Source organism: Streptomyces sp. NPDC048419 (assembly GCF_043200415.1).
Classification (GTDB): Bacteria; Actinomycetota; Actinomycetes; order Streptomycetales; family Streptomycetaceae; genus Streptomyces.
This window is the reverse complement of record NZ_JBICXT010000012.1, coordinates 1-20,905: the sequence shown is the minus strand read 5'-3', so window position 1 is coordinate 20,905 and position 20,905 is coordinate 1. Positions and strand designations below refer to the sequence as shown.

21 protein-coding genes are annotated in these 20,905 nt (G+C 70.4%); 12 read left to right on the top strand and 9 right to left on the bottom strand.

From position 1 onward, the window contains the following. Nucleotides 1-29: 29 nt before the first annotated feature. From ACGFYN_RS24385 to ACGFYN_RS24370, 4 genes are all read left to right on the top strand, one after another. Nucleotides 30-1,328, top strand: a complete 1,299-nt coding sequence (locus ACGFYN_RS24385; protein ID WP_393867952.1) for a CynX/NimT family MFS transporter — start codon at nt 30-32, stop codon at nt 1,326-1,328. Between the two features lie 73 nt (nt 1,329-1,401). Further along, on the top strand, nt 1,402-1,518 hold the full coding sequence (locus ACGFYN_RS24380) for an SGM_5486 family transporter-associated protein (protein ID WP_269787331.1): 117 nt from the start codon (nt 1,402-1,404) through the stop codon (nt 1,516-1,518). A gap of 187 nt (nt 1,519-1,705) precedes the next feature. Next, nucleotides 1,706-1,912 carry a hypothetical protein gene (locus tag ACGFYN_RS24375; RefSeq protein ID WP_393867951.1) on the top strand — a complete coding sequence of 69 codons (207 nt, stop codon included), beginning with the start codon at nt 1,706-1,708 and terminating at the stop codon, nt 1,910-1,912. A gap of 64 nt (nt 1,913-1,976) precedes the next feature. Further along, entirely contained in the window at nt 1,977-2,495 is a 519-nt protein-coding gene (locus ACGFYN_RS24370; protein ID WP_393867950.1) for a SixA phosphatase family protein, read from the top strand. 88 nt (nt 2,496-2,583) lie between these two features. Here ACGFYN_RS24370 and serB read toward each other — a convergent pair whose 3' ends face one another. Beyond that, complete coding sequence (serB, locus tag ACGFYN_RS24365) at nt 2,584-3,798, bottom strand: phosphoserine phosphatase SerB (protein ID WP_393867949.1); 1,215 nt, start codon at nt 3,796-3,798, stop codon at nt 2,584-2,586. Nucleotides 3,799-4,151: 353 nt separating this feature from the next. Beyond that, the gene (locus ACGFYN_RS24360) at nt 4,152-6,002 is read right to left on the bottom strand and encodes a streptophobe family protein (protein WP_393867948.1); all 1,851 of its coding nucleotides are present in this window, start codon (nt 6,000-6,002) and stop codon (nt 4,152-4,154) included. Nucleotides 6,003-6,242: 240 nt separating this feature from the next. Between ACGFYN_RS24360 and ACGFYN_RS24355 the strand changes: the two genes are divergently transcribed. Then, a complete protein-coding gene (locus ACGFYN_RS24355; protein ID WP_393867947.1) occupies nt 6,243-8,771 on the top strand; it encodes an FHA domain-containing protein in 2,529 nt (842 codons plus the stop codon). Between the two features lie 82 nt (nt 8,772-8,853). Here ACGFYN_RS24355 and ACGFYN_RS24350 read toward each other — a convergent pair whose 3' ends face one another. The 3 genes from ACGFYN_RS24350 to ACGFYN_RS24340 all read right to left on the bottom strand — a co-directional run bounded on the left by ACGFYN_RS24350 (nt 8,854) and on the right by ACGFYN_RS24340 (nt 11,689). Further along, complete coding sequence (locus ACGFYN_RS24350) at nt 8,854-9,609, bottom strand: transglycosylase SLT domain-containing protein (RefSeq protein ID WP_393867946.1); 756 nt, start codon at nt 9,607-9,609, stop codon at nt 8,854-8,856. A gap of 299 nt (nt 9,610-9,908) precedes the next feature. Next, nucleotides 9,909-10,994, bottom strand: a complete 1,086-nt coding sequence (locus tag ACGFYN_RS24345) for an S-adenosylmethionine:tRNA ribosyltransferase-isomerase (RefSeq protein WP_393867945.1) — start codon at nt 10,992-10,994, stop codon at nt 9,909-9,911. After that, nucleotides 10,991-11,689 (bottom strand): SDR family NAD(P)-dependent oxidoreductase, encoded by a 699-nt coding sequence (locus ACGFYN_RS24340; protein ID WP_393867944.1) that lies wholly within the window; start codon nt 11,687-11,689, stop codon nt 10,991-10,993. Before ACGFYN_RS24340 ends, ACGFYN_RS24345 begins: the two co-directional genes overlap by 4 nt. Before the next feature lie 225 nt (nt 11,690-11,914). Between ACGFYN_RS24340 and ACGFYN_RS24335 the strand changes: the two genes are divergently transcribed. The 3 genes from ACGFYN_RS24335 (at nt 11,915) to chpE (ending at nt 14,110) form a co-directional block, all read left to right on the top strand. After that, the gene (locus tag ACGFYN_RS24335; protein ID WP_393867943.1) at nt 11,915-13,060 is read left to right on the top strand and encodes a GAF domain-containing sensor histidine kinase; all 1,146 of its coding nucleotides are present in this window, start codon (nt 11,915-11,917) and stop codon (nt 13,058-13,060) included. After that, entirely contained in the window at nt 13,053-13,694 is a 642-nt protein-coding gene (locus tag ACGFYN_RS24330) for a response regulator (RefSeq protein ID WP_393867942.1), read from the top strand. The genes ACGFYN_RS24335 and ACGFYN_RS24330 overlap by 8 nt, the downstream gene beginning before the upstream one ends. Nucleotides 13,695-13,867: 173 nt before the next feature. Next, nucleotides 13,868-14,110 carry a chaplin ChpE gene (chpE, locus tag ACGFYN_RS24325; RefSeq protein ID WP_393867941.1) on the top strand — a complete coding sequence of 81 codons (243 nt, stop codon included), beginning with the start codon at nt 13,868-13,870 and terminating at the stop codon, nt 14,108-14,110. Nucleotides 14,111-14,312: 202 nt separating this feature from the next. Here chpE and ACGFYN_RS24320 read toward each other — a convergent pair whose 3' ends face one another. Next, nucleotides 14,313-15,107: a hypothetical protein gene (locus ACGFYN_RS24320; RefSeq protein WP_393867940.1), complete on the bottom strand. Its 795-nt coding sequence runs from the start codon at nt 15,105-15,107 to the stop codon at nt 14,313-14,315. Between the two features lie 139 nt (nt 15,108-15,246). Between ACGFYN_RS24320 and ACGFYN_RS24315 the strand changes: the two genes are divergently transcribed. From ACGFYN_RS24315 to ACGFYN_RS24305, 3 genes are all read left to right on the top strand, one after another. Continuing rightward, on the top strand, nt 15,247-16,044 hold the full coding sequence (locus ACGFYN_RS24315; protein WP_393867939.1) for an ABC transporter ATP-binding protein: 798 nt from the start codon (nt 15,247-15,249) through the stop codon (nt 16,042-16,044). A 94-nt stretch (nt 16,045-16,138) separates the two neighbouring features. Then, nucleotides 16,139-16,570: an NfeD family protein gene (locus tag ACGFYN_RS24310; protein WP_393867938.1), complete on the top strand. Its 432-nt coding sequence runs from the start codon at nt 16,139-16,141 to the stop codon at nt 16,568-16,570. 132 nt (nt 16,571-16,702) lie between these two features. Beyond that, nucleotides 16,703-17,644, top strand: a complete 942-nt coding sequence (locus ACGFYN_RS24305; RefSeq protein ID WP_393867937.1) for an SPFH domain-containing protein — start codon at nt 16,703-16,705, stop codon at nt 17,642-17,644. Between the two features lie 124 nt (nt 17,645-17,768). On the opposite strand, the gene ACGFYN_RS24300 is transcribed toward ACGFYN_RS24305, so the two are convergent. The 3 genes from ACGFYN_RS24300 to ACGFYN_RS24290 all read right to left on the bottom strand — a co-directional run bounded on the left by ACGFYN_RS24300 (nt 17,769) and on the right by ACGFYN_RS24290 (nt 19,784). Next, entirely contained in the window at nt 17,769-18,275 is a 507-nt protein-coding gene (locus tag ACGFYN_RS24300) for an HNH endonuclease (RefSeq protein WP_393868187.1), read from the bottom strand. Nucleotides 18,276-18,419: 144 nt separating this feature from the next. Further along, entirely contained in the window at nt 18,420-18,959 is a 540-nt protein-coding gene (locus ACGFYN_RS24295; RefSeq protein ID WP_393867936.1) for a YbhB/YbcL family Raf kinase inhibitor-like protein, read from the bottom strand. 42 nt (nt 18,960-19,001) lie between these two features. Next, entirely contained in the window at nt 19,002-19,784 is a 783-nt protein-coding gene (locus ACGFYN_RS24290; protein WP_393867935.1) for a sporulation protein, read from the bottom strand. A gap of 138 nt (nt 19,785-19,922) precedes the next feature. Here ACGFYN_RS24290 and ACGFYN_RS24285 point away from each other — a divergent pair, with 138 nt between their 5' ends. Continuing rightward, nucleotides 19,923-20,564 (top strand): DNA-3-methyladenine glycosylase, encoded by a 642-nt coding sequence (locus ACGFYN_RS24285; protein WP_393867934.1) that lies wholly within the window; start codon nt 19,923-19,925, stop codon nt 20,562-20,564. Nucleotides 20,565-20,905: the final 341 nt, after the last annotated feature.

Here is a 20,905-nt window from a genome sequence, read left to right as displayed (position 1 = left end):
GGATGGACAACCAATCATCCCATGATTCTATGATGGGCGACATGGCAAGCGAGGAATCCAGGACGATCACGTCCCAGCAGATACGCCCCCCAAAGGCGCCGACGACCACAGGGCCCGCCACGCGCGCGTGGGTGACGCGCCTGCTCATGGTCGGCATCGTCCTCACCGCCCTGAACCTCCGCCCCGCCATCACCAGCCTGGGCGCGCTCCTGGAGGAGGTCCGCGACGGGCTCGGCATGAGCGGCAGCGTGGCCGGGCTGCTCACCTCCGTGCCCCCGCTCTGCTTCGCCGTCTTCGGCGTCACGGCCCCGCGTCTGGCGCGCCGCTTCGGGCCGGCCGCGGTGGTCTGCGTGGGCATGGTCGCCATCTGTGCGGGCCTGCTGGTACGGCCGTACACGCACAGCACGGCCGGCTTCCTGGCCGCCAGCGCGCTCACCCTGATGGGTATCGCGGTCAGCAACGTCCTGATGCCGGTCATCGTCAAGCGCTGGTTCCCGGACCGGGTCGGCCCCATGACCGGCCTCTACTCGATGGCCCTCGCCCTGGGCACCGCGGCCGCGGCGGCCGTGACCGTGCCCATGACCGAGGCCCTGGGCGGCAGTTGGCAGTCGGGCCTCGCGGTCTGGTCGGCCCTCGCGGCGGTGGCCGTACTGCCGTGGATCCCCTTGGTGCGGCACCGGGGTGCCGGGCCCGCCGAGGAGCCGGCCGCGCCGCAGGAGCACGCGCGCGTGCAGCCGCCCGCGCTGCGGATCACCCGCAGCCGCACCGCCTGGGCGCTCGCCGTCTACTTCGGGCTCCAGGCCACCGGCGCCTACATCACCATGGGCTGGATGGCGCAGATCTTCCGGGACGCGGGCGTGCCCGCCGGCACGGCGGGACTGCTGCTGGCCGTCACCATGGTGATGGGCGTGCCGCTGGCATTCGTCATCCCGCGCCTGGCCACCCGGCTGCCCCACCAGGGGCCGATCGTGGTCGCGCTGGGCGCCTGCGGCCTCGTCGGCTACGCCGGCCTGTTCCTCGCCCCGGCGGCCGGCTCCTGGGCGTGGGCCGTGCTGCTCGGCATCTCCAACTGCTCGTTCCCGCTGGCCCTCACGATGGTCGGCATGCGGGCCAGGACCAGCGCGGGCGTGGCCCAGCTGTCCGGCTTCGCGCAGAGCACCGGCTATCTGCTCTCCATCCCCGGCCCGCTCCTGGTGGGGGTGCTCTACCAGCACAGCGGCGGCTGGAGCCTGCCGATCGGCCTCATGACCGCCCTGCTGATCCCGCAGATGCTCGTCGGCGTCCTGGCGGGGCGCAACCGCACGGTGGAGGACGAGGCGGCCGGCTGACCCCGGACGGGCGGCGGCGCGCCTTGCTCACCCCCGCCGCACCGCCGCGGGCGCGGGGTGCGAGACTTGCCGCATGCCAGTGCTCGACCCGAACCCGCAGAACGGCCAGAAGAAGATGCTGCTCGTCTTCGGCTCGTTCTTGGCCATCTTCGTGATCATCGCCATCATTGCGACGATCGCCTCGCCGTGACCCCCGACGGCCTCGCCGCGCGGCCGTGACACCCGATGGTGGGGCTAGCCCCACCATCCCCTAGGGGGCGGGTGTCAGGGTCAAGTGGGTGGGTCTCCGGATGGGTTGGGGACCACCGGATCCGTACCTTCGAACTGTGACCGCGAGAAGCGGACCACGGACCACTCGAAGACCAGCGGAGGTACCCATGTCGGCCCGCACGCACACCCTGCCCCACCCGGCGACCAAGGGTGGCGTCGACATCCGGCTGCCCTGGTGGGCCCTCGCGCTGCCGGCGCTCGCCTTCATCGTGCTCCTGGCACTGATGCTGAACCCGACCGACGCGCAGGCCGCGTCGGGCGACCCGGCGATCACCCACCTCTTCGAGCGCCTGCAGCAGCTGATGGCGCACTGAGTGCCGCGCGGCCACCGGCCAACTACCTGCGCCCATTGGCCTGTTTCATGCGAAGCTGGATTCCATGAGCGTCGCTGAACCCCGCAGGATCGTCCTCTTCCGGCATGCGAAAGCCGACTGGCCGCAGGTGACCGACCATGAGCGCCCCCTCGCTGAGCGGGGGCGGACGGACGCCGCAGTCGCCGGACGCAAGCTGGCCGACACCGGCATCCCCTTCGACCTGGCTCTCTGCTCCACCTCGGTCCGGACCCGCGAGACCTGGAAGCTCGCGGTCCACGAGTTCCCGCAGCGGCCGAAAACCATCTACGAGGAGCGGATCTACGAGGCCTCGCCCGGCGAGCTGATCGCGCTGCTCAACGAAATCCCGGACGACGCGCAGAACGCCGTACTCATCGGCCACAACCCGGGCGTGCAGGGCCTCACCGACATCCTGGCCGGCTCGGCCGAGGGTGACGCCCGCGAGCGGATGGACCGGCGCGGCTTCCCGGCCGCCGCCTTCGCCGTCCTGTCCTGCGAGGGCTCCTGGAAGACCCTGGAGCCCTCCGCGGCCAAGCTGCTCGACTACTGGGCGCCGTCCGAGTAGCCGGCACCACGCGCGAGGGCCCGGCACCAGCGCGGTGCCGGGCCCTCGACGTCTGCGGAAGGTCTGCTCCTCGACGTAGGCGGAAGGTCTACTCCTCGTCGTGCGTGTCCGCCGCCTCGACCTCTTCGCGGGTCACGCCCAGCAGGTACAGGACGGTGTCCAGGAAGGGCACGTTCACCGCGGTGTGCGCGGCCTCGCGGACGACCGGCTTGGCGTTGAAGGCGACGCCGAGGCCGGCCGCGTTGAGCATGTCCAGGTCGTTGGCGCCGTCGCCGATCGCCACGGTCTGGGCCAGCGGTACGCCCGCCTCGGCGGCGAACCGGCGCAGCAGCCGCGCCTTGCCCGCGCGGTCGACGATCTCGCCGGTGACCTTGCCGGTGAGCCGCCCGTCGACGATCTCCAGGGTGTTGGCCTGGGCGAAGTCCAGCCCGAGCCGCTCCTTGAGGTCGTCGGTCACCTGCGTGAACCCGCCGGAGACCACGCCCACTTGGTACCCGAGCCGCTTCAGCGTGCGGATCAGGGTGCGGGCACCGGGTGTCAGGCGTACCTCGCTGCGCACCTTGTCCACCACGGAGGCGTCGAGCCCCTCCAGGAGCGCCACGCGCGCGTGCAGCGACTGCTCGAAGTCCAGCTCGCCGCGCATCGCGGCCGCGGTCACCTCGGCCACCTTGTCCGCGCAGCCCGCGTGCGCGGCGAAGAGCTCGATCACCTCGTCCTGGATGAGCGTGGAGTCGACGTCCATGACCACCAGCCGCTGTGCCCGCCGGTGCAGACCCGCCGCGACGACCGCCACGTCGACACCGAGTGCCGCCGCGTCCGTCACCAGGGCGGTGCGCAGCGGCTCCGTCTCCACGCCGGACACCGCGAACTCGACCGCCGTGACGGGGTACTTGGCGAGGCGGAAGATGCGGTCGATGTTGCCGCCGGCCTTGGTGATCTTGGCCGCGATCCGGGCGGTCGCCTCCGAGGTGAGCGGATGACCGAGGACGGTGACCAGAGAGCGCCCGAGGCCGCGTGGCCGGTTGTCTCCGTGGCCGGAGATGATCTCCGCCTGCATCCTCATCGACTCGGCCCAGCTGTGCACGGTCGCGCGCAGGTCGCCCTCGAGTCCGGCCGGCGGCGGGGTCACGAGCGCGCACAGCACGATTCGGCCACGGGTGACGACCTGCTCGATGTCGACCACGTCGACGGAGTAGGCGGCGAGGGTGTCGAAGAGGCCGGCCGTGATGCCGGGCCGGTCCTTGCCGAAGATCTTGACAAGGAGTGTGGGAACGTCGGAGGTCGAGGTCTGCTCAGCGCTCATGGTGGCTCCACCGTATCCGGCACCCAGTGCCTACCGCCGCCGCGGTCCGCCTAGCGGACACGGAACAGTGGGTGTCGAGTGGGTGACGACGGATTGAAGGGTCAACCACGACTGCACCGAGAGCCCACGGCCGCAGCAGAAGCTTCGCAGACATCACGGGGGCAGGCCATACCGGCCGCTCCCTCAGCTCACGGACGCCTCTCGGCGCCCACCGACACCCCCTGCACGCTCACGGACGCCTCTCGGCGCCCACCGACACCCCCTGCACGCTCACGGACGCCCCTCGGGTGCCCACCGACACCCCCTGCACGCTCACGGACGCCCCTCGGGTGCCCACGGCGTCCCCCGCTCGCTCACGGACGCCCCTTGGGCCGCCCCGGAGGGGGCGGCGGCGGAGGCGGCCCGTCGTCCCGCGAAGTCCGTGGCCGCTCACCGGGCCGGGGGCGGCGGCGCGGGGGCGGCGGAGGCGGGTCTCCGGCCTGCCAGGCGACCGTGGGAGCGCCGTACATGCCGCCGTCGCCGCTCTCACCGCCGCCTTCGCCGTTCCCGGGTGGCGGCGCCTTCCCGGGGCCCTGCGCGTCGCCGGACGGTGGCCGTGCGTCCTCCGGCTCGCGGAGTTCGTCCGGCAGCTGGAGATAGGGATTGGTGGCCGGGTTCGGCGCCCGGTACGGCGTGCCGGGCGTGTACGGCCCCGCCGCACCCCCGCGCCTGCCCCGCTCACCGGCGGACACCCCGGCCTCGCGCACGTACTGCGGCTGTACGGCGCCCTCGGCCGGCGCCCCCACGGCCGCGGTCCTCAGCGCGAGCGGCGCCGCCCGCCGCCCCGCCGACCCGGACGACCAGGCCAGCAGCGCCCCGACGGCCCCCGCCCCCGCACCCCACAGGGCGCCGAGGAGCAGTGCGAGGCCGAGGCTCCCGTGCAGCGTGATCCCGGCGCCGAAGGCGTCGAAGCCCAGCACCGACAGCGAGGCGTTCACCGACACCTCCGTCAGCCAGGCGAGCAGCGGCAGCGTCAGCGCCGTGACGAGCCCGAGCCGCACCGCGCAGCGCCCCGCGAACGCGAGCGCGCCCGGCCCCCGTACGCCCTCGACGCCGACCGGTGTCCGTACCGCCGTCAGCACCCCGGCCAGCAGCATCATCACGGCCGCCGCCACGGCCAGCAGCCACACCCGGCCGTCCAGGTCCGCCAGCCGTCCCAGCGTCACCGACTGGTCGGTCCTGGCCGTGAGCAGGTCGTCCAGCGGATTCGGCAGCAGCTTGGCCAGTTCACCCGTCGCCTTGCCGTCGTAGGGCACGAAGAGGCCGATCGGGACGGCCAGCCAGGTGCCGTTGGGCGCGCCCAGCAGCGCGGCGCCGAAGATCCGCTTGGGGTGGTCGTCGCCGATCGCCGCGTACACCGCCGCCGCGAGGCCCGCCAGCACCGACATCACCATCACCATGACGATCGCCGACACCGCGGGCCGCACGACCCGGTGCACGGCCTCCCAGCCGCGCGGCAGGGGCGTGCGGCGCGAGGCGAGCAGGGCGATCAGCAGGACGCCGGCCGACCAGCCGAGACCGCCGAGCAGCGTCGGGGCGGTGTCGACCGTGAAACCGACCGCCGCCTTCGCGTGGATGAGGTCGCCGATCTTGCCGGGCAGCAGCCCGCCGATGTCCCCGATGTCGCCGAGGCCGGGGATGTTGACGCCCCCGCCCCCGCCTCCGCCGCCCGGCAGCTTGTCCAGGCCCAGCGAGCCACCGTCGATCGTGATGACATCGTGTCCTGCCCAGGCGAGCCCGCCCAGCGTCGCCACGAACAGCGCGACCACCGCGCCCGCACGCGCGAGGAGTTCGGCCGGTTCGACCACAACTCCCGCTGCACGCAGGGACCTTAGGAAGAACCAGGACAGCAGCAGCGCTCCGACCAGGCTCACCCCCAATGGCGTGATCGTGACGGCCGTGTGTGCTTCCGCGCCTTTCAGTCCGAATGCGGACACATCGCCGGACGGGGTGACCGAGCCGCCCGCCCCCAGTGCGACGACCGCCGCGGTCATCGGCCCGAGCGAGGCCGACGCGTCCGCCCCCAGCAGGTGCAGGCCGAGCGCGGCCGTCCCCGCCATTCCTATCAACGCCCAGCTCACGGAGGCGATCGCGGACAGCACGACGTCTCCCCACGGCACCTTCGTGCCGCTCCGTCCCGACTCGACACTCGACGACACGCTCATGGCAGACCCCCCGATCCGCGACACGGCACGGCCACCGCGCCTGTCCCACCTCGCGTGGATTACCACTCTCCGGGTCGGTTTCAACCCCGTCAACGGAACCATCCGATGCGCACCTGCGTGCTCTTCACAAGGCCCGACTTTCGGTCAGGGGGGCGAGCCTGAAATAGTTCCCGACGATGTTCGACATCCCTAGACTCCCTGTGATGGGGGCAACTCGGGGGACTACTCATGGGGCATGGAGTGCCTGAACTCGTACTGGAATTGAATGGACGTACCTGGACGCTCGACCCGTCCAGGCCGTACGCCCTCGGACGCGATCCGCAGGGCGACATCGTGATCGACGACGCCAGGGTGTCCTGGCGTCACGCCACGATCAGCTGGAACGGCCGCAGTTGGGTCATCGACGACCACGGCAGCACCAACGGCACGTTCGTGCAGGGGCAGCGGATCCATCAGTTGGAGATCGGGCCGGGCGCCGCCGTGCACCTCGGCAACGCGACCGACGGCCCGCTGGTGACCGTGACCGGAGCGGCGGCCGCCGTCGCCCAGCCCCAGCAGCAGCCGTACGCCGCCCAGGGCGCGGGCCCAGGCTGGGCGCAGCAGGCGCCGCCGCAGCAGCAGGCCCCGCAGGCCGGCTGGCCGCAGCAGCCCGCGCCTCAGCAGGCCGCACCTCAGCAGGCCGCGGCGCAGGTCCCGGCGCAGCAGGGCCCCGGTGGTGGCGCGGGGGCGCCGCCGGTCTACGGCGACCGCAGTCCGACCACGTTCCACCAGTTCTCCCTCGGCCGCGTCATGCGCATCGGCCGTGCGCTGGAGAACGAACTGGTCGTCTCGGACCTGCAGGTCTCCCGCCACCACGCCGAGTTCCACGCGACGCCCGACGGCCGCTTCGAGATCCGCGACCTGGGCTCGCACAACGGCACCTACGTCAACGGCCAGCCGATCGCCAAGGGCGGCTCGCAACTCCTCGGCCCGAACGACATCGTCGGCGTCGGCCACTCCACCTTCCGTCTGGTCGGTGACCGGCTCGAGGAGTTCGTCGACACCGGTGAGGTCTCCTTCTCGGCCCGCCACCTGACCGTCACGGTCGACGGCGGCAAGCAGATCCTGAAGGACGTCTCCTTCGGGGTCCCGGAGAAGTCGCTGATCGCGGTCATCGGCCCGTCCGGCTCAGGAAAGTCGACCCTGCTCAAGGCGCTCACCGGCTACCGGCCCGCCAACCAGGGCGACGTCCTCTACGACAACCGGAACCTCTACAAGCAGTTCGCCGAGCTGCGCCAGCGCATCGGTCTGGTCCCGCAGGACGACATCCTGCACAAGGAGCTGACCGTCAAGAAGGCCCTCAAGTACGCGGCCAAGCTCCGCTTCCCGGCCGACACGACGGGCGCCGAGCGCGAGGCCCGTATCGACGAGGTGCTGCGCGAGCTGAAGCTGGACGTCCACAAGGAGAAGAAGGTCACCTCCCTCTCCGGCGGCCAGCGCAAGCGTGTCTCGGTGGCCCTGGAGCTGCTCACCAAGCCGTCGCTGATCTTCCTGGACGAGCCCACGTCGGGCCTCGACCCGGGCATGGACCGCGACGTCATGCAGCTGCTGCGCGGCCTCGCCGACGACGGCCGCACGGTCCTCGTGGTCACCCACTCCGTTGCCGAGCTGGCGATCTGCGACAAGCTCCTGGTGATGGCCCCGGGAGGCTCGGTGGCCTACTTCGGCCCGCCGGAGGAGGCGCTGAACTTCTTCGGCTACGACACCTGGGCCGACGTCTTCTCCGCCTTCGAGAACTACCGCGACTACGACTGGGCGGGCCGCTGGAAGGGCTCGCAGCACTACCAGATGTACGCCGCGGACATCGACGCCGTTGCGCCGCAGTCCGTACAGATGCCGCCGATGCAGGCGATGAAGCCGCCGAAGCCGCAGGGCTGGATGTCGCAGTTCGTCACGCTGGTGCGCCGCTATGTCTCGGTCATCGCCTCCGACAAGGGCTTCCTGGCGCTGACGGTGATCCTGCCGCTCGTCCTCGGCGCGGTGAGCCTGCTCATCGACTCCGGCAAGGGCCTGCTGCCGAATCCGATGATCAACCGGGCCACCGGCCAGCCCGTCCCGAACGGCACGGCCACCACCGTCCTGCTGATCCTCGCGGTCGGCGCCTGCTTCGCCGGCGCCGCGAACTCCGTCCGTGAGCTGATCAAGGAACGGGTCATCTACGAGCGCGAACGCGCGACCGGACTGTCCCGCTCGGCCTACCTGATGTCCAAGGTCTTCGTGCTCGGTGTGGTCACCATGCTGCAGGGCCTGATGGTCGGCGTCATCGGCTTCGCCAGCCGCGAGATCCCCAAGGAGGGACTCGTCCTGGGCAACGCCACGCTCATCGAGCTCACCCTGCCGATCATGGGCCTGGGCTTCACCTCGATGATGTTCGGCCTGGTCATGTCCGCGCTGGTGAAGACGGCCGAGAAGACCATGCCGCTGCTGGTCATGTTCGCGATCATCCAGGTCGTGTTCACCGGCTGCCTGTTCGCGCTGAACGGCTCGATCGGCGCCAACCAGATCTCGTACCTGATGCCGTCCCGCTGGGCGGTCGCCGCGGCCGGCGCCACGCTGGACTTCAACAAGATCAGCCCGCCCGGCAAGGGCAAGAGCAACGACCCGCTGTGGGAGCACACGGTCGGTGCCTGGGGCATGGACATGCTCGCCCTGATCGTCCTGGGCGTCATCTGCGGCTTCTTCGTGGCCCGCTTCCTGCGCCGCCACGAGCCGGAGGTCATGCGCAAGTAGTCGCCGTTCTGCGACGTGCGAAGGGCGGCACCCGTGAGGGGTGCCGCCCTTCGGCGTTCACGTGAAGAGGTCCGCGCCGACCTCAGTACGCGCTGTTGACGTTGTCGATCGAGCCGTACTTGTCGGCCGCGTAGTTGGCGGCGGCGGTGATGTTGGCTACCGGGTCGTAGATGTTCCAGGCGGTGCCGGACACGTGGTACGCGGTGAAGGTCGGCGGGATGACCTGGAGCAGACCCTTGGACGGGATGCCGTTGATGGCGTTGATGTCCCAGCCGTTGATCGCGTTCGGGTTGCCCGAGGACTCACGCATGATGTTGCGGTACAGGCCGTTGTAGCTGCCCGGGATGCCCTTGTTGTGCATGATGTCGAGGGCGTGGTTGATCCAGCCGTTGAGGTTGTTCGAGTAGAGCTTGGGGGCGGCCTTCTTGATCGTGGGCCGGTGGGCGGACCGGCTCGCGGCCGCCTTGGCCTTACGCGCGGCCTCGGCCTTCTTGGCGGCGGCAGCGGCGGCCGCCTTCTTCTTCGCCAGGGCCTTCTTCGCGGCCGCCTCGGCGGCGGCCTTCTTCTTGGCGGCGGCCTGCTTCGCGACGGCCTCGGCCTTCAGGTGCTGGCCGGCCAGCTGGTCGGTGACGCTGGCCTTGACGTCCTTGATGGGCTTGTTGCTGTACTCCACCTTGGCCGTGGAGACGGCGGCCTCGCTCGTGGTCGTGTCGGCGTTGCTGGGGACCGCGGAGAACGCGAGGGCAGCGGCGCCGAGGGAGGCGACACCGGCTATCGCGATCTTCTGGTGACGGTTGAGCGAGCGACTGAGTCGGCGAATCTGGATGTTCTTGGGCATTGCAGACAGACCTCTTCGAATAGCGCGGAGGTCGCTCTACGCCGGCGGGGGACATGGGGCCCTTCCCGCACAAAAGCCGCGGTGGTAACCCGCGGCGCTGAGCGACGGAAGCAATTCTTAGCGGCCGCAAAATGCCTAGGCAAAGATGTGACGTACGATCCTGGATAGTGGATCGGGGATGGGCAAAACGGGGCAGACTGGACCGTCTGCCCCGCTCAAAAGGGGACGCTGTATCTCCTACCGGGCTTCGTACGTGATGTGGACCCTATGCGCGGGCTCACATCAGAGGCGTAACAGTCTCACCGGCAGTTGCTGGCGCAATGCGCTGTGTGAGTGCCCTCCTCCGGCAGGATGAGGTGGACGTCCCCGAACTCGTGCCACAGGTAGAGCCCGCGCAGCGCCTCGTCGTAGCTGCGGTCGACCGCGGCCCGTCCGGCGATGGCCTCCAGCATCAGCAGATGCGAGGCCTCCGGCTCGTGCAGCCCGGTCAGCAGCCCGTCCACCACCCGCACCCCGCGCTCCGGGGTGACCACCAGGTCCGTCCACCCTTCACGCGCGCGTACGGCCCCGTCGGGACCGGCAGCCGACTCCACGGCCCGCACGGCGGTCGTCCCGACGGCGACGACCCGGCGGTCGCCGGTTTTCGCGGCGTTGATCAGCCGTGCCGACGCCTCCGGCACCGAGAACCGCTCCGGATACGGCGGCTCGTGCGCCTCCGTCGAGGCCACCCCGGTGTGCAGCGTGACCGGCGCGAACTGCACACCCCGGCTCACCAGCTCCGCGACCAGCCGCGCGGTGAAGGGCCGCGCGGCACTCGGCATCTCCGCACTGCCCGTCCCGTCGGGGGAGGGGAGCGCGAACACCGTCTGGTAGACGGACAGCGGCTGGTCCCGCTCCGTGTACGAGTACCGGATGGGCCGCCCGTGCTCCCGCAGCATCCCGAGCACCTCCGCCCCGGACACGCGTGCCCACCACAACCGGTCCGCACGCATGCTCAGCGGCTCCTCCAGAACCAGCCGCACACCGCCGGGCGCCCACACCTCCGTACCCGCGGGCCCGCCCGCACGCGCGCGTGTGGTGCCCCTCCCGTCGGGATCCCGCAGCTCGACCGCCCACCGCCCGTCGTCGCCGCGCGTGGAGAAGTGCACCACCACGCGCGCGTGCCCGACCCGCGCGTCCACCGCGGCGGCCAGCGTGGGCGAGGTGTTCACCACCAGCAGATCCCCGGCCCGCAGCAGCCGCGGCAGCTCCCTGAAGGCGTGGTGCGACACCTTCGTCCCACGCGACACGAGCAGCCGTACGGCGTCCCGGCCGAGCCCGGCGCCGCGCTGCTCGACCGGGACACGCGCCGACAGCTCCCGCGGCACCTGCGCCGCCACCGTCATCGCTGTCCCTCCAGCAGCGCCTGAGCCGCATAGCGGCCGCTGGACGGACGCTCGTCCAGCAGCCTGAGGAAGCCCGGCACCACACTCGCGGGCGCCGGCCGTGGATCCCCGTCGTCCGGTACGGCCGCCGCGTACAGGTCGGTGGCCATGTCGCCCGGGTCGACCGCCCAGACCCGCAGTCCCGGCTCCTCCGCGCCGAGCACCGCGGCAAGGTGGTCCAGGGCCGCCTTCGACGCCCCGTACCCGCCCCAGGTCTCGTAGGCCTCTGCGGCCGCGTCCGAACTGATCGCGATCACCGTGCCCGCCCCGGACGCCCGCAGCAGCGGCAGCGCCTCCTGCACCAGGCCCAGCGCGGCCACCACGTTCACCTCCAGCGCCCGCCGCAGCCCGTCCGGATCGAGCGCCTCCAGCCGTACGAGCGGCTCCGCGCCCAGCGCGCTCGCATTGCTCACCAGCAGATCGAGCCCACCCAGCTTCCGGGCCGCCGCCACCAGCTCGGCCCGGTGACCGGCGTCGGTGACGTCCCCGGGCAGCGCCGTCACGCGCGTGCCGTACGTCTCCAGCCGGTCCGTCGTCTCCTGGAGCACCGCTGCCGTCCTGGCGTCGAGCACCAGATCCCAGCCGCGCGCGGCCAGCGCCTCGGCGAGCGCCCGCCCCAGCCCCTTCGAGGCCCCCGTGATGATCCCTACCGGCATGACACGTCCCCTCGTCTCGCCCGCCTGTCGATCGGCGGTGACTTCAACGTAGGAACCGAGCCGCCCGCCGCGCGTCGGACGCGGGCCGCAAAGTGCCGGGGCCCTTCGCCCTAAGCCGCAGGTCCGGGGCTCAGGGCCTAGGTCGCCGGACCTAGGCCCACCGGCGCAGTCCGGGCGGTCACAGGTCCGATCCGCGCTGTCACACCCCGCCGGTACCTTGAGGACATGAGTCAAGGACCCAGGTCGGGCCTGGCCGCGGTGAGCTCCGCGCTGCTGGCCATGAGCAGGCATCTCGAGGTGCGCGACGTCCTCAAGACGATCGTCGCCTCGGCCCGCGAGCTGCTCGGCGCGCAGTACGCCGCGCTCGGGGTCCCCGACGACCACGGCGGCTTCGCCCAGTTCGTGGTGGACGGCGTCAGCGACGCCCAGTGGAAGGCCATCGGCCCGCTCCCGCGCCAGCACGGCATCCTCGCGTCGATGCTCCGGGAGGCGAAGATCGAGCGCCTCGCGGACGTCCGCAAGGACCCCCGCTTCGAGGGCTGGCCCTCCGCCCATCCCGACATGTCCGACTTCCTGGGCCTGCCCATCAAGGACGGCGACGAGGTCATCGGCGCGCTCTTCCTCGCCAACAAGGACTGCCCCAAGCCGGAGGGCGGCTGCGGCTTCACCGAGGACGACGCGGACCTGCTGGAGATCCTCGCCCAGCACGCGGCGATCGCCCTGACCAACGCCCGCCTGTACGAGCGCAGCCGCGAGCTGACGATCGCCGAGGAGCGCTCCCGCCTCGCGCACGAACTGCACGACGCGGTCAGCCAGAAGCTCTTCTCCCTGCGCCTGACCGCCCAGGCCGCCGCCGCCCTCGTCGACCGCGACCCGTCCCGCGCCAAGGGCGAGCTGCAGCAGGTCGCCGTGCTCGCTGCGGAGGCTGCGGACGAACTGCGCGCCGCCGTCGTGGAGTTGCGCCCCGCGGCCCTCGACGAGGACGGCCTCGTCGCCACCCTGCGCACCCAGATCCAGGTCCTCGACCGCGCCCACAGCGCGCGCGTGACCTTCGACAGCTGCGGCGTACGGGCCCTGCCCACCTCCCAGGAGGAGGCCGTCCTGCGCGTCGCCCAGGAGGCGTTGCACAACGCCCTGCGGCACTCCGGCGCGGAGCGCGTGGACGTCACCCTGGCCCGGCGCGGCAGCGCCGCGGTCCTGCGTGTGGCGGATGACGGCAGCGGTTTCGACCCGAAGGCGATACGACGGGCGGGACGCCACCTGGGCCTGGTGTCCATGCGCGACCGCGCGGGCGGGGTCGGCGGCACGCTGACGGTGGAGTCGGCGCCCGGAAGGGGCACCACGATCGAGATGGAGGTCCCCGGTGGCTGACGCAATCAAGGTGCTGCTCGTCGACGACCACCAGGTGGTCCGGCGCGGCCTGCGCACGTTCCTGGAGGTGCAGGACGACATCGAGGTCGTGGGCGAGGCGGCCGACGGCGCCGAAGGAGTCGCCCGCGCCGAGGAGTTGCGGCCCGACGTCGTCCTGATGGACGTCAAGATGCCGGGCATGGACGGCGTGGACGCCCTGCGCAAGCTCCGCGAGCTGGACAACCCCGCGCGCGTGCTGATCGTCACCAGCTTCACCGAACAGCGCACGGTGGTCCCGGCCCTGCGCGCGGGCGCCGCCGGCTACGTCTACAAGGACGTGGACCCGGACGCCCTCGCCGGCGCCATCCGCTCCGTGCACGCCGGGCACATCCTGCTCCAACCCGAGGTCGCGGGCGCCCTGTTGTCCCAGGAGGAGGCCAACTCGGGCCAGGGCAGAGGCGGTTCGCTCACGGACCGGGAGCGCGAGGTCCTCGGCCTGATAGCGGACGGCCGCTCCAACCGCGAGATCGCGCGCGCCCTGGTCCTCTCCGAGAAGACCGTCAAGACCCATGTCTCGAACATCCTCATGAAGCTCGACCTCGCCGACCGCACCCAGGCCGCGCTCTGGGCCGTACGCCACGGCGTGACGGGCTGAGACGCGCCGCGCGCGCCGGTGCTCCCGACGGCAATTCGGAGGGTTCCCTTCCGGGCTGAGATTCATACCGTCGTGGGAATGTCCCCCGGATGGCGCATCCTTCGTGGATCTCCGCCGTTCTCCAGTGCGTGCCGCGGCGAACGTCGCGGCAATCGCTAGGGAGGGCTCAGAAAGTGAAGAACCTGAAGAAGGCAGCGGCAGTGACGATGGTGGCCGGTGGACTGATCGCGGCCGGTGCCGGAATGGCCTCGGCCACCGACGCGCACGCCGACGGCACCGCCGTGGGCTCGCCCGGTGTCATCTCGGGCAACCTCATCCAGGCCCCCGTCCACGTCCCGGTGAACGCGGTCGGCAACAGCGTGAACGTCATCGGCGTCCTCAACCCGGCCTTCGGCAACCTGGGCGTCAACCGCTGACACCCCCCATACGCATGCAGTGACCACCGGCCTCCCGGCACCCGGGAGGCCGGTCAGTTCTGTGTGGGCCTCTTCAGCCCGGCTCAGCCTTTCCAGCCTGGCCGGCGTTTGAGGAGGAGGCCGTCCAGGCCGAAACGGGGGTCTGGGGGCAAAGCCCCCCAGGTGCGGCACCGCAGAGCACCGGCGCCGAAGAGACCGACGCTCACCGCACCCCCCGCTCCCGCTCCTCCACAACGGAGTTGTACGCCGCGACCTGAGCCCGCCGCCCCACCCGCTCCACCGGCCGCAAGGCCTCGGCCCGGGCCGCCATCTCGGCGGAGCTCACCGCACCCCCGTGCCCGTTCTCCCGCGCGATCAAGACCAGCAACCCGATCCGCTGCGCCAGCTCCAGCACCCGCACCGCCCGCGGCGGATACCCCGGAGCCAGTACTTCCTGCCCGCGCCCCCGCTCGGCCCGCGCCCGATACGCGTCGATCGCCGCCTCCGCCACCGGCCCCGACGCGGCGACGTCCAGCCGCGACAGCACCTCCGTGGCATCCCTAAGCGCCTCCGCCAGCTCCCGCTCGGCCTCGCCCAGCGAGGGCACGTCGGCCGGCGGGGCCTCCCGCACCGGCAGACAGTGCCAGACGACCTCGACATGGACATCGCCGTCGGGCCCGGCCTCGTACACCTCGGGAACCAGCCCGAAGGCGGCGCCGTAGCAGATGACCGCCTCCCCGGCCTCGATCGCCCGCGCGTTGAACTCCGGCGGGCCGCTCAGTCCCAGCGGATGTCCCGGCGCCGGCAGTGCGAGCCGCAGCCCGGTCACCCCGAGGGCGCGCAGCCGACCGAGCCCGAGCGTGAGCCCGACCGGCCCCGACTCGCCGGGCAGCCCCTCCATCCGGTGCACGGCGTCGTCCCCGACGATCGTGACCACGGCGTCATCGGGTGAGGCAAGTCCGGCCAAAAGGGCATTTCCCCAAGCCGCAAGGCGTCCTGAGCGCGGTTCCGAGAGCATGCCTCCACCCTAAGGACCGGACCGATGGAATGGTCGGGCCGACCGGTGGCGTAGATTTCGTCGAGGGCAGCGCCCACAACGCGCACGCGACAGCCGAGACGCCGAGACCGGTCACACTGCAAGGGGAGACAACGCGCTCATGAGCGATGTTCTGGAGCTTCAGGACGTATCAGTGGTCCGGGAGGGCCGGGCTCTGGTGGACCAGGTCTCCTGGTCGGTCAAGGAGGGCGAGCGCTGGGTCATCCTCGGACCGAACGGCGCCGGCAAGACCACGCTCCTCAACGTCGCGTCCAGCTACCTCTACCCCAGCAAGGGCACCGCGACCATCCTCGGCGAGACCCTCGGCAAGCCCGGCACCGACGTCTTCGAACTGCGCCCGCGCATCGGCATGGCAGGCATCGCCATGGCCGACAAGCTCCCCAAGCGCCAGACCGTCCTGCAGACCGTGCTGACCGCCGCCTACGGCATGACGGCCGGCTGGCAGGAGGAGTACGAGGACGTCGACGAGCAGCGCGCCCGCGCCTTCCTCGACCGCCTCGGCATGACCGAGTACGTGGACCGCAGGTTCGGCACGCTGTCCGAGGGCGAGCGCAAGCGCACCCTCATCGCCCGCGCCCTGATGACCGACCCCGAGCTGCTCCTCCTCGACGAGCCCGCCGCCGGCCTCGACCTCGGCGGTCGCGAGGATCTGGTCCGCCGCCTCGGCCGGCTCGCCCGCGACCCGATCGCCCCCTCGATGATCATGGTCACGCACCATGTCGAGGAGATCGCCCCCGGCTTCACCCACGTCCTGATGATCCGTCAGGGCAAGGTCCTCGCCGCCGGCCCCCTGGAGCTCGAACTCACCTCCCGCAACCTCTCCCTCTGCTTCGGCCTCCCGCTCGTCGTCGAACAGATGGGCGACCGCTGGACCGCTCAGGGCCTGCCGCTGTCCTGACCGTGTGAAGTACCCGCGAAAACAAGGGCAAGAAGCCCCTCCCCGCCACATCGCGCCCTGTCCGAGGCGGGACTCGCGGTCCTACCATGACGACGTGAACGACATCGACGCATGGGTGTGGTGGCTCGTCGGCGCGGCTGCGCTCGGAATCCCCCTCGTGGTCACGGCGATGCCGGAGTTCGGCATGCTCGCGGTGGGCGCCGTCGCCGCCGCGGTCATGGCAGGACTCGGCTTCGGCGCCGTGGCCCAGGTGATCGCCTTCGGCGTCGTCTCGGTCGCCCTCATCGCCGTCGTACGGCCCATCGCGGCCCGGCACAGCGCGCAACGCCCCCAACTCGCCACAGGCGTCGAGGCGTTGAAGGGGAAGCAGGCCGTCGTCCTGGAGCGCGTCGACGGCGCCGGAGGCCGGATCAAACTGGCCGGCGAGGTCTGGTCCGCACGTTCGCTCGACGGCGACAGCGCCTACGAGGTGGGCCAGGAAGTCGACGTCGTGGAGATCGAAGGAGCCACCGCGATCGTCATCTGACCTCGCAGGACTCAACTGAACGGAACAGCCCACGAGTTGTGCGACGGTCTGACAGACTCGACCAGCAAGATCTTCAACAGCCCATAAGATCTTCCGAAAGCGCCGAGGCGGAGAAGGGTACGGGGAACGACGATGGAACCGGTCATCATCGTCCTGATCATTCTGGTGGTGTTGGTCTTCATCGCCCTGATCAGGACGATCCAAGTCATCCCGCAGGCCAGCGCCGCCATCGTCGAGCGCTTCGGCCGCTACACGCGGACTCTCAACGCGGGTCTCAACATCGTCGTCCCGTTCATCGACACGATCCGCAACCGCATCGACCTGCGTGAGCAGGTCGTGCCGTTCCCGCCGCAGCCGGTGATCACGCAGGACAACCTGGTCGTCAACATCGACACGGTCATCTACTACCAGGTGACCGACGCCCGCGCCGCCACGTACGAAGTTGCCAGCTACATCCAGGCGATCGAGCAGCTCACCGTCACCACGCTCCGCAACATCATCGGTGGCATGGACCTCGAGCGGACCCTGACCTCCCGCGAGGAGATCAACGCGGCACTGCGCGGCGTCCTCGACGAGGCCACCGGCAAGTGGGGCATCCGCGTCAACCGCGTCGAGCTCAAGGCGATCGAACCGCCCACCTCCATCCAGGACTCGATGGAGAAGCAGATGCGCGCCGACCGTGACAAGCGCGCCGCGATCCTCACCGCCGAAGGTACGCGCCAGGCCGCGATCCTCACCGCCGAAGGTGACAAGCAGTCCCAGATCCTGCGCGCCGAAGGCGAGGCGAAGGCCGCCGCCCTGCGCGCCGAGGGTGAAGCCCAGGCGATCCGCACGGTCTTCGAGTCCATCCACGCCGGCGACCCCGACCAGAAGCTGCTCAGCTACCAGTACCTCCAGATGCTTCCGAAGATCGCCGAGGGCGACGCCAACAAGCTCTGGATCGTCCCCAGCGAGATCGGCGACGCCCTCAAGGGCCTCTCCGGCGCCATGGGCAACTTCGGCCTCGGCGGCCCGTCCGGCGGTGGCGCCCCCGAGAAGGCAGCGGAACGCCGCGAGAAGCCGTCCATAGACTGAGGCACAACGACAGTGGGGCCCGCCTTCTCCAGGAAGGCGGGCCCCGAGTTCTGTCAGGGGCGCGGGGAACTGCGCGACCGGCCACAGGACAGCCGCACCCGGCATACGACCTGAAGCCCTACGGTCAGGCGGCGTCCCGTGAAAGCCAAGAAGGCAGCGCCCGAAACTCCTCCGCCCCCAGCGTCAGCAACATCGCATCCTGAGGAGTCGGCTCGAACGGCAGCCGCAGCAACGGCATCCCCGCCTGCTCCGGAGTCCGGTCGGCCTTACGGTGATTGTCCTCCGCGCACGAGGCGACCGTATTGAGCCACGAGTCCCGACCACCCTGCGACCGCGGCACCACGTGGTCCACGGTCGTCGCCCGCCGGCCGCAGTACGCGCACCGGTGCCGGTCCCTGACCAGCACACCCCGCCTGGACCACGGCGCTTGTCTTCGGAACGGCACCTTCACGTACCTGCACAGCCGGATCACCCGGGGTACGGGTATGTCGACCGCGGCTCCCCGCATGCGCAGTTCGGGGTGGGCCTGCTCGACGACGGCCTTGTCCTGCAGCACCAGAACGACGGCTCGGTTCAACGTCACCGTCGACAGCGGCTCGAAGCTCGCATTCAGCACCAGCGTGTCCCGCATCCAGCCCACCTCCCACGCGCACCGGCCCACCCCCTGGCGGGCTTGGATCAACTCTGGCCGGGCACGCCGAGATGGACAACGCAATAAAAAATGCCCGCCTCCGATCACTTCCATGACCGGGGGCGGGCAAACGTTCAATGAACGTCAGGCTTCCGCGGGCACCTCGTACTCACCGATCAGCTGGGCACGCGCGATCGCGTGGAACCGCAGATTGAAGCCGACAAAGGCGGGACTGGCGTCCGCGTCCGGACCGAGCTTCTCCTGGTCCACGGCGTACACCGTGAACACATACCGGTGCGGTCCGTCCCCGGGGGGTGGGGCGGCGCCGCCGAAGTCCTTGGACCCGTAGTCGTTACGAGCCTGCACCGCACCCTCGGGCAGCCCCTCGAACTTGCCGGTGCCCGCGCCGACCGGAAGCTCGGTCACGGAAGCCGGGATGTCGAACAGCACCCAGTGCCAGAACCCGCTGCCCGTCGGGGCGTCCGGGTCGTAGCAGGTCACGGCGAAGCTCTTGGTCCCGGCCGGGAAACCTTCCCACCGCAGCTGCGGCGAGGTGTTCCCGGCCGCGTAGACCTGAGCGTCCTTGAGCGTGGCGCCCTCCTGGACGTCCTCACTCGTCACCGTGAACGCGGGAACGGGCGGATGGAAGTCGTGGGGGAGCGGCCGCCGCTTGAGCTCGGTCACCTCGGTACCTCCTGATCGATTACGGAATCAGCAGTTCCGAGCCTAGAACCAGTTCCGCTTGCTGCCGACCTCGGACAGCCACTGGTTGAGGTACGCCGCCCAGTCGGTCCCGTGGAAGTCGTGCTGACCCACCTGGAACGACCGGTAGGTGTCGCTGCCCTCGCTGAACAGGCCGGGCTTCTTGTCCATCTCCAGGATGACGTCCATGGCGTGCTCGTCGGCGACGAAGCTCAACTCGACCTGGTTGAGGCCCCGGTACTGCGACGGCGGGTAGAACTCGATCTCCTGGTAGAACGGCAGCGTCTGCCGCGTACCCCGGATGTGGCCGCGCTCCATGTCGGCGTTCTTGAAGCGGAAGCCCAGCTGGATGAACGCGTCCAGGATCGCTTTCTGCGCCGGCAGCGGGTGCACGTTGATCGGGTCCAGGTCACCGGAGTCGATGGCACGGGCGATCGCCAGCTCGGTGGTCACACCGATGTTCATCCCACGCAGCGTCTGACCGTCGATCATGGTGACCGGCGTCTCCCACGGGATCTCGATCCCGAACGGCACGGCGTGCACGGCGCCCGCCTGGAGCTCGAAGGCCCCACCGAGGCTCACCTTCGTGAACTCGATGTTCTGCTTGTACTCCTCGTCGCCGCTCTCGACCTCGACCTTCGCCTGCAGCCCCACGGACAGGCCTTCGATGTCCTGGTTCACGGACCCGCCCTGGATCCGCACCTCACCCTGGACGACGCCACCCGGAACGACGTTGACCTCGGTCAGTACCGTCTCGACCGAAGCCCCGCCGGCCCCCAGACTCGCGAGCAGCTTCTTGAACGCCATGACTCTCCCTTTACGTATGGATCCTTGATCCCTACAAACGCGATCCGGGTCCGCCCGGTTCCGCGCCCTCACCCTGGCAAGCAGACGAAGCCTTGACCAGTCCTTGGCTCCCACCCGTCTGGACTAGGCTCGGGCCGCATGATCACGCCCCCGGACCGTACGCCACTCCCCAGGGAGTTCTTCGACCGCCCTGTCCTGGAAGTCGCCCCGGATCTCCTGGGCCGAGTCCTCGTGCGTACGACCCCCGACGGTCCGATCGCCCTGCGTCTCACGGAGATCGAGGCCTACGACGGCCAGAACGACCCCGGCTCCCACGCCTATCGCGGCCGCACCGTCCGCAACGGCGTGATGTTCGGTCCGCCCGGGCACGTGTACGTCTACTTCACCTACGGCATGTGGTTCTGCATGAACCTCGTGTGCGGCCCCGAGGACCGGGCGAGCGGGGTCCTGCTCCGCGCCGGTGAGGTGCTCGAAGGCGTCGAGCAGGCGCGTAAACGTCGACTCTCGGCCCGAAACGACAAAGAACTGGCCAAAGGACCCGCCCGTCTTGCCACGGCCCTGGGTGTGGACCGCGCCCTGGACGGCACGGACGCATGCGCCCCCGGGGAGACCCCCTTGCGCATCCTGACGGGCACTCCAATCGCCTCCGACCAGGTACTCAACGGTCCGCGCACCGGGGTGGGCGGCGACGGAGCCGTGCAGCCGTGGCGCTTCTGGGTCGCCAACGACCCGACGGTGAGCCCTTATCGGGCCCACGTCCCCAGGCGCCGCCGAAGTTGACTCCCCCTTGGAAGGTGCGTAACGTAGCCCGAGCCGCTTGAACCGGGTACGGCGATCGCCAGCAGCCGGAAGCGGCCAAACCACTACTTACGATCACCCTCAGCGAGGGCGAATTCTGCATGTCCGCATGCCTGAATTCAAACGCGCGGAACTCGATTATGAGTTGCAGAGGGAATCGGCTAACGTAGTGAATGCCGAAAGGCCCCGCCGACAGGGAATCAGGCCCGAAAGGATCTGATAGAGTCGGAAACACCGAAGGGAAGCGCCCGGAGGAAAGCCCGAGAGGGTGAGTACGAAGGAAGCGTCCGTTCCTTGAGAACTCAACAGCGTGCCAAAAGTCA

Coding starts and splice junctions, on each gene's coding strand:
- ACGFYN_RS24335 (WP_393867943.1), top strand. CDS start 11,915: ATGAGTCAAGGACCCAGGTCGGGCCTGGCCGCGGTGAGCTCCGCGCTG.
- ACGFYN_RS24375 (WP_393867951.1), top strand. CDS start 1,706: ATGTCGGCCCGCACGCACACCCTGCCCCACCCGGCGACCAAGGGTGGC.
- ACGFYN_RS24290 (WP_393867935.1), bottom strand. CDS start 19,784: ATGGCGTTCAAGAAGCTGCTCGCGAGTCTGGGGGCCGGCGGGGCTTCG.
- ACGFYN_RS24385 (WP_393867952.1), top strand. CDS start 30: ATGATGGGCGACATGGCAAGCGAGGAATCCAGGACGATCACGTCCCAG.
- ACGFYN_RS24285 (WP_393867934.1), top strand. CDS start 19,923: ATGATCACGCCCCCGGACCGTACGCCACTCCCCAGGGAGTTCTTCGAC.
- serB (WP_393867949.1), bottom strand. CDS start 3,798: ATGAGCGCTGAGCAGACCTCGACCTCCGACGTTCCCACACTCCTTGTC.
- ACGFYN_RS24340 (WP_393867944.1), bottom strand. CDS start 11,689: ATGCCGGTAGGGATCATCACGGGGGCCTCGAAGGGGCTGGGGCGGGCG.
- ACGFYN_RS24350 (WP_393867946.1), bottom strand. CDS start 9,609: ATGCCCAAGAACATCCAGATTCGCCGACTCAGTCGCTCGCTCAACCGT.
- ACGFYN_RS24300 (WP_393868187.1), bottom strand. CDS start 18,275: ATGCGGGACACGCTGGTGCTGAATGCGAGCTTCGAGCCGCTGTCGACG.
- ACGFYN_RS24370 (WP_393867950.1), top strand. CDS start 1,977: ATGAGCGTCGCTGAACCCCGCAGGATCGTCCTCTTCCGGCATGCGAAA.
- ACGFYN_RS24360 (WP_393867948.1), bottom strand. CDS start 6,002: ATGAGCGTGTCGTCGAGTGTCGAGTCGGGACGGAGCGGCACGAAGGTG.
- ACGFYN_RS24345 (WP_393867945.1), bottom strand. CDS start 10,994: ATGACGGTGGCGGCGCAGGTGCCGCGGGAGCTGTCGGCGCGTGTCCCG.
- ACGFYN_RS24305 (WP_393867937.1), top strand. CDS start 16,703: ATGGAACCGGTCATCATCGTCCTGATCATTCTGGTGGTGTTGGTCTTC.
- ACGFYN_RS24380 (WP_269787331.1), top strand. CDS start 1,402: ATGCCAGTGCTCGACCCGAACCCGCAGAACGGCCAGAAGAAGATGCTG.
- ACGFYN_RS24320 (WP_393867940.1), bottom strand. CDS start 15,107: ATGCTCTCGGAACCGCGCTCAGGACGCCTTGCGGCTTGGGGAAATGCC.
- ACGFYN_RS24315 (WP_393867939.1), top strand. CDS start 15,247: ATGAGCGATGTTCTGGAGCTTCAGGACGTATCAGTGGTCCGGGAGGGC.